We start from the raw sequence: 13,875 nt of genomic DNA, 5'->3' as shown, positions 1-13,875 counted from the left end.
CTAATCTGATTCCAGTCTTCACTATGAATCTCATGTCCAGTTCCATCAAGTGTCACCATTTCAGAATGCGGGATGGCTTTCTTAAGCGCAAGTCCGTGCTCGTATGGAAGGGCCGGGTCTTCTGTTCCGTGAATAATGAGAACTGGTACGCGGATCTCATTCATTCTATCGTAATATTCTTCTCCGCCTTGCAGCAGGGCATGGTTAAATCTGCTCGGCAGATGATTGGCACGGTCTGCTTCTCTTGCTGCGAGTTTATACATTCTTTCCTGCTCGAAAGGTTTGGAGCCGGCTAGTGTTTTCCATCCTCCTGCGAGATAAGGAATAGCCGCATCCCGATCCGACCAATCGATGGAAGCGCTCTTCGTGTGGTAATTCAGGATGTTCTGATCCATTGGCTGCAGTTTTTCCATCTCAGTTCCAAATACACTTGATGCGATAAGCGTAAGTGTCAATACACGTGCCGGATATCTTAAGGCAAGAATTTGTCCGGTTAATCCGCCCATGGACATGCCAACGATATGGGCCTGGTCAATGTGATAAGCATCCAGTACGCCTGCCGCATCGTAAGCCAAGTCTGTGATTGTATAATTAGAAGTCCCGGGTTCATAAGTGGTCGATCTTCCCAGATCCCGATGATCGTACCGAATGACAAATCTCCCCTGATCAGCCAGACGGAGACAGAAATCTTCGTCCCACCAGTCCAGTGAAGACATTATGTATTACCCTAACATATCTCTAAGTACCTTAAAGCCAAAATTTCCGGTGGTTTCTTCTTTAGAAAAAGAGCCGTATTTACGCTAAAACTGTAAATACGGCTCTTTTTTATTGATTAATCCATTGAAATAAATGAATTACTGTGGTAAATTTATATAGATGCGCATTATGTAAATAAAGTTAAGTATATTATCCCTATCTTAATTATATAATGCAATCGATTCGTTTGTCAACCTTTTTATAAATTTTTTTAAAGGAGTGTTTGCTATGAATTCAAAACTTCAGCAGGAGCAAAAACGATTGGATGGTGTAATGGTGACGATTACGGAGGAAGTCCGCAGATTGGAAGAAGAAATCTCCAGGCGTAAAAACGAAGTGGTTCATATCCGCAAACACTTTTGGGATGAAGTGAAGGTGAACACGGATACCTTTGATGATTATTTGGAGACCATTATCGGTTTGAGGCAGGAGGCACAGGCTCTGTCTGTCAGCCAGAGTACCCATCGGCATGCTTCTAAGCGCTTGTCTGCCTTGCGCCGGATGGAGGAGGTGCCCTATTTTGGGCGGATCGATTTTATGGAAGAAGGCTCTTCGGAACAGGAGCCTGTTTATATTGGCATTTCTACGCTAAGGGATCAGAGTGGCGAGAATTTTCTTATTTACGACTGGAGGGCGCCGGTTTCGAGTGTGTACTATGATTACCAGCCTGGACCTGCTAAGTATGAAACACCCGGAGGCACAATTGAGGGGACATTGGAGAAAAAGTGGCAATATTTGATCCGCCGCGGAGAACTTCAATCCATGTTCGATACGAGTCTGACCATTGGGGATGAAATTCTGCAGCAGGTTCTCGGCAAGGGAACTGATAAGCATATGCACAATATTGTCGCGACCATTCAACAGGATCAAAACCGGATCATCCGTCATGATCAGGGAAGGCTGCTCATTGTTCACGGTGCGGCCGGTAGCGGCAAGACGTCAGCTGCCCTGCAGCGGATTGCTTATCTGCTTTATAAGTACCGGGAAAATCTGAATGCAGATCAAATCATCCTGTTTTCACCTAATAGGATGTTTAACAGCTATGTATCCAATGTGCTGCCGGAGCTGGGGGAAGAGAACATGCAGCAGGTTACCTTCCAGGAATATTTGGATCATCGGCTGGGTAAAGAGTTCGTCGTAGAAAATCCATATGAGCAATTGGAGTATGTTTTAACTGCTGCGAAAACCCCTGAGTACAAATCAAGGGTTACGGGCATTAAATTTAAAGCATCTGCCCGTTTTTTTGAGGCCATTAATGCCTACTTGAAGTCGCTTGAATTGTCGGGAATGTTATTTAAGGAAATAACTTTTAGAGGAAAGCCAATTGTTGCTGCTCAGCAAATGGCAGATCAATTTTACAGCAGCGGCACTTTACTCCGTTTTCATAACAGACTTGAGAAGCTGGCAGATTGGCTTATTAAGCAAATTACTGAAGCTGAAAAAGTTGAACGGTCCAAGGAGTGGGTACAGGAGGAAATCGAGCTGCTCAGCAATGAGGAATACCATAAGGCGCATGCCTACCTGGCGAAAAAACGCGGTTTTACAGGGGATTCGATTCATGATTATGAAATCGAGCCTGAAGCATTAGCCCGCCTGATTGTCCGGAAACAATTCAAGCCGCTGCGAAAACAAATCCGGGCCATGCGTTTCATTGATTTTAAGGCGATATACAAGCAGCTATTTGCAGATCCCCTGAAGATCCGAGAGTGGATGGAAGAGGAGATGCCGGCAGAATGGGCTGATATCTGTCAGTCGACACAGGAAATGCTCGGTGAAGGCAGATTATGTTATGAAGATGCTACTCCATTTTTATATGTGAAGGAGCAGATTCAAGGCTTTCAGACGAATAGTTCGATTAAACATATTGTGGTGGATGAGGCGCAGGATTACTCTCCGTTTCAATTTGAGTTCTTAAAGCGTTTGTTTCCTGCTTCCAAGATGACGGTGCTCGGTGATTTTAACCAGGCGATCTTCGCCCATGCCAGCGAAACGGCTGATTTTCACACACTCACCAGCCTGTATGGGCCGGATCAGACAGAACTGATTAATTTAGCGAGGAGCTACAGGTCGACTAAACCGATCATCGAATTTACACGAAGACTGGTTCCTAACGGGAAAGAGATCATCCCATTTGACCGTGATGGAAAGCTGCCTGAGCTGAAGCGTTTATCCGATCAAACCGAACTGCACAGCTTCATTGTCTCGAAGGTTGCTGACTGGAGAAGCCAGGGGCTTAACAGCATGGCCATTATCTGTAAGTCTGCAGAAGAAAGTGCACAGGCCTATGAAGCCCTGTCTTGCATCGAGGGAATAAAACTCCTGAAAAGCAACTCGACCGAATATGAAGAAGGAGTCGTTGTCGTACCTTCGTATTTATCCAAGGGCATTGAATTTGATGCCGTTATTATTTATGATGCATCGGAAAGTGTATATGGTGATGAAAGCCTGCGAAGAGTGTTTTATACCTCCTGCACGAGAGCGATGTATGATTTGCAGCTCTGCAGCGTGGGCGAACCGAGTCCGTTCTTGCAGAAAGCTTTGCGGGAAGGTCTCATTCAGGTCTGACTTGGCTGGGTGTATCATCTATAGTTAACTTAGAAAGAAGGATTGATCGAATGTCGCAGCAAACCAATACGAATCAAAACAAACCGCCATATGGCATGATCGCCATTTTATTTATCGGGGCTTTTGTAGCGATATTGAATGAAACATTGCTGAACGTTGCTCTCCCATCCATTATGGAAGAATTCGATGTGAATGCAACTGCCGTACAATGGCTGTCTACAGGCTATATGCTTATTAACGGGATTTTAATCCCGGCGAGTGCATTCTTCATTCAGCGATTTTCCGATAAGAAATTATTCATTACAGCCATGTCACTGTTTACTTTGGGAACATTCCTGGCCAGCATTGCGCCTGCATTTGGTGTGTTATTAGGGGCTCGGATGATTCAGGCTTCAGGATCCGCGATAATGATGCCTCTATTAATGAATGTCATGCTTACCGCATTTCCGGTCGAAAAAAGAGGGGCAGCAATGGGAATGTTTGGTCTTGTCATGATTACAGCTCCAGCAATTGGGCCGACTCTTTCCGGATGGCTGATTGAACATTACAGCTGGAGAATGTTATTTGACCTTGTTCTGCCAATTGCCCTGCTAACCGTAGTTTTTGCAGTCTTCAAGTTAAAAGATATCACACCGCAGAGAGCGATTAAGCTTGATTTCATCTCGCTGGTTTTATCAAGCATCGGGTTTGGCGGCCTGCTTTATGGCTTTAGTTCAGCAGGGGAAAAAGGATGGGATAGTCCCCTCGTGTACGGCACGATTGTGATTGGGGCACTTGCTTTACTTGCCTTTGTACTCCGCCAGCTTCGGATGGATGATCCTATGCTTGAATTTCGCATCTACAAATATCCGATGTTTGCCCTGTCATCAGCCATTTCAATCGTGATAGCAGTCGCCATGTTTTCGGCGATGATTTTAATGCCCATCTATGTACAGACCATCCGCGGAATTTCACCAATGGACTCAGGGCTATTAATGCTTCCGGGAGCAATTGTAATGGGAATCATGTCTCCCATTACAGGGAAACTCTTTGATAAGTATGGGGCAAGAGTTTTGGCGGTGATTGGGCTGACCATTACCGTTGTAACATCTTATTACTTCAGCAGAATTGGCATGAATACGGCCTATTCAACCCTTGTTCTGCTGTATACTTTTCGAATGTTCGGGATGTCAATGGTTATGATGCCTGTCATGACAAATGGATTGAATCAGCTGCCGCCGATCAGCAATCCGCATGGAACCGCCATGAATAATACACTGCAGCAGGTATCCGGCGCCATTGGCTCCGCGCTGCTGATTACCGTCATGAATAACCGTACAAAAGAAAAAGCAGAGGAGCTGGCTGCTGACACACTGGCCAATATGAGTGCAAGTGCAGCTCAGCCATCTGCACAGGCCGCAGCTGACATGCAGCAGCAAATCATGAATGAAGCGATGCTGCATGGCATTAATTTCACTTTCTTCCTTTCTGCATTGATTGCGGTCATCGCACTTATACTTGCTTTCTTTATTAAGAGAGTGAAACCTCATCATGAGAATCAGACAGGTGAGGAATTGGCTGTTAAAGAGTGATCAATATACTGAAAACCGGGTGATGTCCAGATTCTGGCACCGCCCGGTTTTTTTAAAAGATAAGAAAGTATAAAACTTTGAACGTCGATAACTGTCTAGCTCCAGCGCCTACCCCCTCGAGGTCACAAGCAGATCCTCCCAAAATGGCAAAGGACGCCTTTCCGTGAGGCTCGTCTTGTGCTTGTCGGGGGTGGGCAAGGCGCTTGCGCTTTTCTTTTGCTGCCGCTATTTTTTTAATAAAAAAGGGGCGGTTGCAATTACACCAATCACATACAAAAGCAATGCGAAGTAAGCAGGAAGCAGGTGGATGAAATCCGTATAGTTAATAAAAAAATGAGTTATAATTCCAGCGGCGAATGCCGGAATGGCCCCAATGGTAAAGGTCCACCACACCAATCTTTCCCCCTCGCGGATCCCCCATAAAGCAAGCATTAGGACTAGCAACCCTACACTTAAAAGTGCGCTCCCAAATCCTGCACGGTCATGTGCAATCACAGGAATTAACCGATCGTTAAACTCGTTGAGCGCTTCAGGAGTCAGGCAAAGATAAGCAAGATCTGTTGGTACAAACACATGTGAAGCTCCTATGGCGGAAATGACCATCCCGCCAATAGCTAATGAAAAGCCCAGTATTACAAAACAAAGCTGGCCGAATAAGCTCAGCTTCCACTGGGCGCTGTTTGAAAGGTTTGAATTGGCGGGGGATGCACTTGCGTTTCTTGATTTTGCATATCCCAATATAAACAAGGGCAGTAAAATAAGCCAAAACAGCCCATGAAGCCAATCGAAATAACCGTAGCCAATAAACAGGACAATCCCCAGGAATCCGATGGTTCCTGCTATATTTACTGCTTTTCTTGCCCAGTGGAGGCCTTGTCTTATACCATGCCTGGCAAGCTGCATATAGATGATTCCACCTGAAATCATCGTTCCTGAAAGCGTCATTCTGTCATGTGCCATAAAATATAAAATGGCAGGGTTAAAATAAAGAATATCTTTCCTGAAGATCCCAAGAAATTTCTCATCATAGGGAAGGATCACCGAGGTCATGCTGAAGAACAGGGCAATAAACCCTGCAATGGCAATAGCCAAGCCAAACAGCCAATACCAGAGCCAACCTTCCACCTTAACAGGCTCCTTCTGGAATGTGCTGGTATAGGCCTCATTTATCCTCTTCGGCAATCCGGGTCCAGTAAAAATATACTCATCGCCTAACATGATTAAAGAAGCTCCGCTTTCCAGCAGTTTAATAGCATCTGAAGGCTCTTTTACCCAGCCTGACGTGATGATGGGCAAATCTTCGCTGAATACTTCCCTGAGAGCCGCAAGCCTATGAATGAGTTCTTCCTGTGAATCATAGCCTGTAAGAAGAATGCCGTCCGGGCGATAGTCCAGGCTGAGAGGATCATTTTTTGGAGAAGCAAGGATGATAGGTTTATTTAATTCATATTTAAATTGATTAAATTGGCTCTCTGATTGAAAGGTCTGACTGTCCAAAATAAATCCGTCACTAAAAGGCAGCAATTCTTCACAAATTTGCATGGCTTCCCGATAAGTTCCTTCCACATTAATGAGGAAAGGAATTTTCTTTTTCTTTAGAGAAAGCAGCTGTTTCTTAGCAGCCGTTAACTCCATAGAAGCGTCAGTTAATCTATGTATCTTCTCTTGTTTCGGGTCCATATATAGTTCTTCTGCTGACCCTCGAATGGAAACAGGCCCGATCTCAATAAAACCAAACCCCAAATTCTGAAAAGCTTGGGTCCCCGTTAAGTGAGGGTCAATCCTGCCGCTTAGTCCGACTGGAGCGGAAAAATGAACGCCAAATACATTTTTCGCAAGCTTGCCGGAGGGTTCCATATGACCAAGAAACTCGATTACTCCTTCCCCTATACGGGTGGATGAAATCATGCTCATTCCGCGATGGATAAACTCCCGGCTGAAGGAAGGCGGAAGCTTCTGAAGTATGGGCTTGAAAATAGGATGATACGACCAATCCGGCAAATAAACACCTCCCATTTTTATCTATTTTAGCATATGCGTTTGGATGGATAGGTTACACATCATCATAAATGGAAGTAAGAAAGAATATGTCAAGAAAGGCATCTATCATCTAATTATCACTCTCGATTAAAGAAATGGATAAGTCGATTTAATGGCGTTTCTACTAAGTATCTACAGATCTATTTAGTGTGGTTTCAGTTCCTTGACATTAGGAAAATGGAAAGCGATTTAAGCAAGAAAAAGCAGATGCTTATTTTATCAAGCGTTCTCGGAACTTGGGAAACCGCAAATACATTAAGGCTTAGAAACACTGCCTTCTAAAATTACAGAGTATCTAAAAAGGAAATCACAAATATGCACCGGTGGTTTCAAAGTAAAACGAACTTGGAATTGTATCTCCAAGCTCATTTATTTTAATGTCTATTTTTTTCTAAAGTACCCACTACTTTAATAGTTAATATTATTTACTATTTTTAAGAATTGAGTAGACATATGTATCGTGTGCTTTACCATTTTGATACATATAATCCCTCAGAATACCTTCTTTTTGAAACCCTACTTTAGTTAACAAATTATTAGATGCTTCGTTATCTATAAAAACGACAGCCCCTAAGCGAGTAAGACCTAATTCATCAAAGCCATATTGGAGGACTTTCGATACGGCTTCCGAGGTAAATCCCTTTCTCCAATGTTCCGGATGAATTTCATAACCTATTTCCGCCCGCTTATGTTTAGGCGACCAGGCATTAAAGCCAATTGTTCCAATTATTCCTTGAGTTCCTTTTATTTCAATTCCCCACCTTATGCCCCTTTTTTCTGTATAACTTCTTGCAAAAAAATCAACGAATGTTTCCGCTTGTTTTATATCCTCTAATGTCTCTTGTCCATAATAACGTGTTACATTCTCATTAGAAAAACAAGTAAATATGTCTTTTGCATCATCTATTGTTAATTCTCTTAATAGTAATCTTTCTGTTTCTAATAGAGGAAACATCTTTTTCTCTCCCTTTTGTTTATCTGTTTTAAATTTCCCTTTGTGCAGTAATTATCCCATTAGACTTTAAACTTCGTTATTATTAGTAGAAATTTTCACAATCCCATACTAATTTTAACATAAATATCCAATCGTATTTTTTTATTGTCTATTTTAAAATCAAATCAACCTTTCCCTTTAACATAGCCTTCTTTTTTATAATTGGACCCATGCACCTCCATTAAAAAGGCTGCAAAATATGTTTATTTTTATTGCAAATGCAACAAAAATAAGTTAGATTGAATATATTGCATCATTGTTGTATTTACAACAAAAATTCGTGTTTAGGAGTTGACTACGCTGGAAATTCTCCGTGAAATTGGCATGATTGCGAGGGCGCTGGATTCCATAAGCAATATTGAATTTAAAGAGCTTGACCTTACAAAAGGGCAGTATCTGTACCTTGTGCGAATATGTGAACAACCAGGAATTATTCAGGAAAAATTAGCTGAAATGATAAAAGTAGATCGGACAACAGCGGCCCGTGCGATTAAAAAGCTTGAGCTGAACGGTTTTATAGAAAAGAGAGGTGATGAACAGAACAAGAAAATCAGGAAGCTCTTCCCAACAGAGAAAGGGAAAAAAGCTTTTCCTTTCATAAAAAGAGAACATGAATATTCCAATGCGATTGCCTTAGAGGGATTCACCGAAAAAGAAGCAGAAATCATTTTCAGCCTGCTCCAAAAAGTTAGAAAAAATGTAGAGAAAGACTGGGAATATGTGAAAAAGGGGAACAAGAGAAATTATTGAAGGAGAGTCATAATGACTATTAATATAAAAAAATGTACGCTTGAAGATTTAAGGAGACTACAGGAAATTAGCTATGAAACCTTTAATGAGACGTTTAAGGATCAAAATTCACCAGATAATATGCAAGTCTATTTGGAAAAGGCATTTAACCTAAAGCAACTAGAGACTGAACTATCTCAACCTTCATCACAGTTCTATTTTGTTGAATTTGAGGGCGAGACAGCCGGGTATTTAAAGGTCAATACTGATGAGGCTCAGACTGAAGAAATGGGCGACGAAGCACTCGAAATCGAGAGAATTTATATCAGAAGCCCATTTCAGAAACAAGGGCTTGGTAAGTATCTGTTCCATAAAGCCCTTGAAAGTGCGATGGAGCTTAATAAAAAGAAAATTTGGCTGGGTGTATGGGAAAAAAATGAAAAAGCAATTTCCTTTTATAAGAAAATGGGGTTTGTCCAAACGGGAGTCCATTCTTTTTATATGGGAGATGAAGAACAAACAGATTTTATAATGGCCAAGACTCTTAACTAACTTTTTCGAAGGGCGGATGGTTATGTATATTCCAAAATACTATAAAGTCACAGATGCGGATGAAATATGGGAGTTTGTTCAAAGTAATTCGTTTGGCACGATCGTCACAGTAAAACAAGGAAGGCCCATTGCCGCTCATTTGCCACTGCAGCTAATAAAAGAAGGAGATACGTGCTATTTAACAGGGCATATGGCTTACGGGAACCCGCAATGGAGAACATTTGCAGACTCTGATGATGTACTGGTGATGTTCCAGGGGCCTCATGCTTATATTTCTTCCTCCTGGTACGAAGAAGAAAATGTACCGACTTGGAATTATCAGGCTGTCCATGTATATGGTCAAGCGAGTATTCTGAGTGAAGAGGAATTAAAGGGTGACCTGGCCATCCTGCTTCAAAAATATGAAAAGCATCGCAAAAATCCTGTCTTATGGGATACACTTTCTCCTGAGCTTGTAGAACAGCAGCTAAAAGGAATTGTTGGATTCAAGATAAAAGTACAGGAAATTCAAGCTGCCAATAAACTAAGCCAGAACCGTAATGAAAGAGACTATCAAAACATCATTCATAAACTCTATGAAGAGAATGATTCTAATTCTAAGCAAATGGCCCGGCTGATGGAAGGAAAGCTAAAAAGGGATTAAGTTTATAAAAAAACAGAGGAACCCAAATGCCCTCTGTTTTTTAGTGTTTGGAATATTATGTTAGGATAGAGGGAGATTAAACCTTTACGTGAAACGAATGTATACCACTCTCATACATTAGTATTACAGGGAGGTGAAACCTCAATATGGAAATCATTATATTTTTGGCCATACTTGGTTTAGGAATATTTGGTTTTAATTGGTTAATGGGATATAGAAACAATCATATTACCATTGATCTGGATGATAGGTATGTTGACTTTAAAGAGTATGTTGAAGCAATTCAGATTGAACTTGCCAATCAAGGGAGAGAGGTCAGTTATATAGGGAGTCGGAAATTCATTATTGATGGCAAGACCTATATTTTCATAGAACGCAATGTTTCAATGGGAGGCGTTCCACTGCAGAGAACCATTCTGAAACCGGAAAAATGATGGACTTGAAGTGCTAAAAAGAGATAGGGGGACTGAATCGGTTTTGAGAATGTCTTTTATAGGAGGGCAAAGATAAACCATCTTCCAGCGCAGAAGATGGTTTATTTCATATTCGGGAATCCCTGCTGGCGCAATGCCTCGTATACCAATATCGCAGCTGTGCTCGAGAGGTTGAGTGATCGGACATTGCCATTCATTGGGATTCTTAAAAAGTGATCTTTATTTTCTTCCAGCAAGACTTTTGGCAAGCCTGTGGTTTCTTTTCCAAACATAAAATAGTGCTCCTTTGAGACATCACTGAAATCAAAGGATGAATGGGCCTGTTCACCAAAGGTTTCAATATAGTAAAACTCGCCCTGGTTTTTTGAGAAAAATTCATCCATGGAATCATAATACGATATGTTCACAGAGTCCCAGAAATCAAAGCCTGCCCGCTTAATCATTTCCGGCTCTGTTGAAAAGCCAAGCGGCCTGATTAAATGCAGAGCTGTATCCGTTCCAGCACAAGTCAGGGCGATATTTCCGGTGTTGGCCGGAATATCCGGCTGATATAGTACGACATGTATAGCCAAGGGTTGTCACCTCAATGTTTTGATTTAGCCTTTAAATTATAGCATACGATCAAATGCGAGGTGAAAACACCAGTATTCGCTAGGTCGAACAAGATATCATTAAATCGAAATATCACCAAATGAAATGGCAGCGATAATCATAAATAGTGAAGAGGCAACTGCCCATTTTAATGCAAAGCGCTGATTTTGGCCATAGTCAATGCCGATCATTCCGACTAGCAGGTACCCTGCGGCATAGAGCGGGCTTAGCACGTGAGCTGGCTGGCCGAGCACTGATGCACGGGCAATTTCAGCCATAGAAATATTGTAGCTCGCAGCCGTTTCTCCTATGATCGGGATAATTCCATAATAATAGGGGTCGTTCGCCATGAAATACGTAAATGGCATGCTTGTGATCCCAGTTGATCCGGAATGACTTGAACAAGCGCTGTCGCCATTGCGTCCACCATTTCAGTTCCGTTCATGATTCCTGTGAAAATACCAGAAGCAAAGACTAAGGCGACAACTGCGAGTACATTTCCTGCATGGGCGGCAACACGTTCTTTTTGCTGCACCAGGTTTGGGTAATTAATCATCGCGGCGATCGCAAAGCCTAACATAAAGAGAACAGGGAGCGGCAGCAATCCGGCAATTAAGGCAATCAGAAGGGCTATGGTCAGTCCTGCGTTTACCCAAATCAGCTGTGGACGCTGCAGGTCCGTAAGCGTTTCTCTGCTGGCAGCAGCGGCTACCTGGTCCTCTGCAGCCTGAAGCTCCCTGATAGCTGAATCATCCATTTGGCGGATTCCGATTCGTTTCCGTTCCTTAATGCCAAAGTGCCAGGCAGCAAGGAAGGCAAAAAGAATGCCGGCTGCCATTACTGGAATCAGCGGAAGGAATACTTCCTCGGTTGTAAGCTGCAGAGAGCTGATGACTCTGGCCGTCGGTCCGCCCCAGGGTGTCATGTTCATAACGCCGATGGAGAGAAGGGCGAGCGTTGCCAGCATAAATATAATCGGAACAATAATTAATGCCAATAGGGCAGACATTCGTTTCGTCATAATTAAAGCCATAAAAACTGCAACCATACAATATCCAAGCAATGCGAGCATAAAATCCCTCCTAATTTATTTGTAAGCGCTTCCTTTTGACTCACTTTATCAGTGCTGTTCCTCAAAGGCTAGATTAGTTGTTTAAGTTGAATAAAACATAATAATTTCATAATTTTCATATTTTTTATGAAACTAGAGATGAAGACTTACTGGGTTACCGGTGATCCTTGAAGCGGGGATATGGGAGTCAGGAGTTCTGTTCTTAGAAATAAAGCAAGCCCCTTTATAGGAGGGCTTGCTAGAGTTGTTTGTATCGGCGTTCGGGGCGGCCTACACTGCCATAGACTATATCCACTTCCACAAGGTCAATAGAAACCAGGTACTCTAAATAGCGCCTTGCCGTGGAGTGGCTTGCGCCAATTTGCATTCCTACTTCTTCAGCATTCAGGCTTGTGGATGCTGCTTTCATTGCTTGTGTAACTTTTCTCAGTGTATGTTTGTCGATGCCTTTTGGCAAAGCTTCAGCCTCGTGCTTTGTCTCCGCAGCAGGGGGACTTTTTTGAAAGAGCCGCTGTATTTGATCTTGTTTAATATGAGCATTGGCTTGCCAGGTGTGTCTTGTTTGGCTGTACTCTTCAAAAGTTGAAAAAAAGCTTTCAACCATTATAGGCTTCAGCAGATAGCTATATGCTCCCCCGCGCATGGCATCTCTTACGGTTTTAGCCTCATTTGAAGCTGTTATCATGATGATATCGATATGGCGATGGTTGTGTTTGATCTGAAACAGCAAATCAATGCCATTGGCGTCCGGCAGGTGAACATCAAGCAAGATTAAGTCAGGTGTAATCACGTTTAGCAATTGAATCGTTTCAGAAGCAGTTTGTGCTTTCCCTATGACAGTGAAATCCTGTCTTTTTTGGATAAGCTGTTCATATACAGACGAAGCGACAGGGTCATCCTCAACGATAAGCACCCCAATTGATGGGTTAGTCATGATTTTCTCTCTCCTCCGCGGTTGTGTGTTCAGGATTGTTTTTTGGAATGGCGATGGTCATACATGTTCCTTCTAACCGGTCTGTCCGGTACCATTCCCCGCCAAGCTGGCCTAGTGCATGCTGCATGATTGTCAGGCCCAGGCCGTGCTGCGGGTGGTTTTTAGTTGTGGCTCCTTCGGTGAAAAAGTAGGCTTCTTCTTCGGAGGTTATGCCTTAGCCTCTTCGTAACGCTCCAGTAGCAGGAACCCGTTTAATATGTTCAATTTATTTAAATATTCATGTGTCTGTGCCCGAATATGGTTCGCATGCTGCCGGATCTCAATAAGTTCATTCGCCAGATCTTCTACTTCAGAGAAGGGGCGGATAGTCAGCACTATACCTGATATTGCCGTTTCTTCAGCTAAGATGGGCGAGATGTCTACAATATATATCGAGTTGCTGATGAGCATTTGTTCATGGATTAATCGGTCCGGATTCTGTAATGCTGTTCTGATAAGCGCTTTCAAATGAGGCTCTGTCCCATCCTCGTTCGCTATTACAATATAATCTGCACCTGTCCGCTCTCTAAGTTTCTCGGCAATCGGCTATATAAGCTGTGCCGGATGTTCTGCTTCAAACGCATCGATAATAGAATCGTTTTCAGCAACCAATTCCGCAACGGTCATCGCCTGCTGTCCAGTGGTTCTCTCAATCATTTGATCAATAATGAGGAAAAAGAAATGATGATTAACAGTATGCAAAGTATGAGCACAGTAAGAACGAGCAGAACCATTTGCCCGAATAGCCCCGGCCGTTTAAATTTAAAACGTTTCGACACTTTGGCCACCTCTGGCAATTTTATTTACTACTAGATTAAAGGAGGCAATTTCATTCGGCAAGGTAAAGTTTAATCACAGGATGTCCCATTCGAAATTTGGAGTATTGACCGCCTGTGTTCTATTTTCAGAATAGAGTAATTTTTGTAAAAATATGTTAAACTATATATAGTGATAC

Annotated in this window: 14 protein-coding genes and 1 pseudogene; 6 read left to right on the top strand and 9 right to left on the bottom strand. The window is 42.6% G+C overall.

The annotated features are described in order from the left end of the window. A partial coding sequence (locus BFI01S_RS18600) for an alpha/beta fold hydrolase (protein ID WP_439951080.1) occupies nucleotides 1-716 on the bottom strand: 716 nt, incomplete at its 3' end. Nucleotides 717-984: 268 nt separating this feature from the next. Here BFI01S_RS18600 and helD point away from each other — a divergent pair. Together helD and BFI01S_RS18590 are read left to right on the top strand one after the other, a co-directional pair. Next, nucleotides 985-3,321: an RNA polymerase recycling motor HelD gene (helD, locus tag BFI01S_RS18595; RefSeq protein ID WP_061793939.1), complete on the top strand. Its 2,337-nt coding sequence runs from the start codon at nucleotides 985-987 to the stop codon at nucleotides 3,319-3,321. 50 nt (nucleotides 3,322-3,371) lie between these two features. Next, nucleotides 3,372-4,892, top strand: a complete 1,521-nt coding sequence (locus BFI01S_RS18590) for a DHA2 family efflux MFS transporter permease subunit (RefSeq protein ID WP_061793938.1) — start codon at nucleotides 3,372-3,374, stop codon at nucleotides 4,890-4,892. 225 nt (nucleotides 4,893-5,117) lie between these two features. On the opposite strand, the gene BFI01S_RS18585 is transcribed toward BFI01S_RS18590, so the two are convergent. Both BFI01S_RS18585 and BFI01S_RS18580 read right to left on the bottom strand, forming a co-directional pair. Then, the gene (locus BFI01S_RS18585; protein ID WP_061793937.1) at nucleotides 5,118-6,893 is read right to left on the bottom strand and encodes a dihydroorotate dehydrogenase; all 1,776 of its coding nucleotides are present in this window, start codon (nucleotides 6,891-6,893) and stop codon (nucleotides 5,118-5,120) included. Nucleotides 6,894-7,353: 460 nt separating this feature from the next. Then, nucleotides 7,354-7,887, bottom strand: coding sequence for a GNAT family N-acetyltransferase (locus BFI01S_RS18580; protein ID WP_061793936.1), 534 nt, complete (start codon nucleotides 7,885-7,887; stop codon nucleotides 7,354-7,356). A 363-nt stretch (nucleotides 7,888-8,250) separates the two neighbouring features. Here BFI01S_RS18580 and BFI01S_RS18575 point away from each other — a divergent pair, with 363 nt between their 5' ends. From BFI01S_RS18575 to BFI01S_RS18560, 4 genes are all read left to right on the top strand, one after another. Further along, nucleotides 8,251-8,676, top strand: coding sequence for a MarR family winged helix-turn-helix transcriptional regulator (locus tag BFI01S_RS18575; RefSeq protein WP_061793935.1), 426 nt, complete (start codon nucleotides 8,251-8,253; stop codon nucleotides 8,674-8,676). Between the two features lie 12 nt (nucleotides 8,677-8,688). After that, a complete protein-coding gene (gene paiA, locus BFI01S_RS18570) occupies nucleotides 8,689-9,207 on the top strand; it encodes a spermidine/spermine N(1)-acetyltransferase (RefSeq protein ID WP_061793934.1) in 519 nt (172 codons plus the stop codon). Nucleotides 9,208-9,229: 22 nt separating this feature from the next. Further along, nucleotides 9,230-9,850 carry an FMN-binding negative transcriptional regulator gene (locus BFI01S_RS18565; protein ID WP_061793933.1) on the top strand — a complete coding sequence of 207 codons (621 nt, stop codon included), beginning with the start codon at nucleotides 9,230-9,232 and terminating at the stop codon, nucleotides 9,848-9,850. 146 nt (nucleotides 9,851-9,996) lie between these two features. Further along, nucleotides 9,997-10,284, top strand: coding sequence for a hypothetical protein (locus BFI01S_RS18560; protein WP_061793932.1), 288 nt, complete (start codon nucleotides 9,997-9,999; stop codon nucleotides 10,282-10,284). 101 nt (nucleotides 10,285-10,385) lie between these two features. On the opposite strand, the gene BFI01S_RS18555 is transcribed toward BFI01S_RS18560, so the two are convergent. The 6 genes and pseudogenes from BFI01S_RS18555 to BFI01S_RS24130 form a co-directional block, all read right to left on the bottom strand. Continuing rightward, complete coding sequence (locus BFI01S_RS18555; protein WP_061793931.1) at nucleotides 10,386-10,856, bottom strand: tRNA (cytidine(34)-2'-O)-methyltransferase; 471 nt, start codon at nucleotides 10,854-10,856, stop codon at nucleotides 10,386-10,388. Between the two features lie 99 nt (nucleotides 10,857-10,955). After that, nucleotides 10,956-11,947: pseudogene (locus tag BFI01S_RS18550) on the bottom strand (citrate:proton symporter). 238 nt (nucleotides 11,948-12,185) lie between these two features. Continuing rightward, nucleotides 12,186-12,881 (bottom strand): response regulator, encoded by a 696-nt coding sequence (locus BFI01S_RS18545; RefSeq protein ID WP_061793930.1) that lies wholly within the window; start codon nucleotides 12,879-12,881, stop codon nucleotides 12,186-12,188. After that, nucleotides 12,874-13,008 (bottom strand): hypothetical protein, encoded by a 135-nt coding sequence (locus tag BFI01S_RS24430; RefSeq protein ID WP_268875345.1) that lies wholly within the window; start codon nucleotides 13,006-13,008, stop codon nucleotides 12,874-12,876. Before BFI01S_RS24430 ends, BFI01S_RS18545 begins: the two co-directional genes overlap by 8 nt. An 80-nt stretch (nucleotides 13,009-13,088) precedes the next feature. Beyond that, nucleotides 13,089-13,388, bottom strand: coding sequence for a Spo0B domain-containing protein (locus tag BFI01S_RS24135; RefSeq protein WP_061793929.1), 300 nt, complete (start codon nucleotides 13,386-13,388; stop codon nucleotides 13,089-13,091). Between the two features lie 78 nt (nucleotides 13,389-13,466). Further along, the gene (locus tag BFI01S_RS24130) at nucleotides 13,467-13,622 is read right to left on the bottom strand and encodes a hypothetical protein (RefSeq protein WP_235831226.1); all 156 of its coding nucleotides are present in this window, start codon (nucleotides 13,620-13,622) and stop codon (nucleotides 13,467-13,469) included. Nucleotides 13,623-13,875 lie beyond the last annotated feature (253 nt).

Origin of the sequence: Cytobacillus firmus NBRC 15306 (assembly GCF_001591465.1) — a bacterium.
Lineage (GTDB): Bacteria > Bacillota > Bacilli > Bacillales > Cytobacillaceae > Cytobacillus > Cytobacillus firmus.
This window is presented reverse-complemented; position numbering and strand designations above follow the sequence as displayed.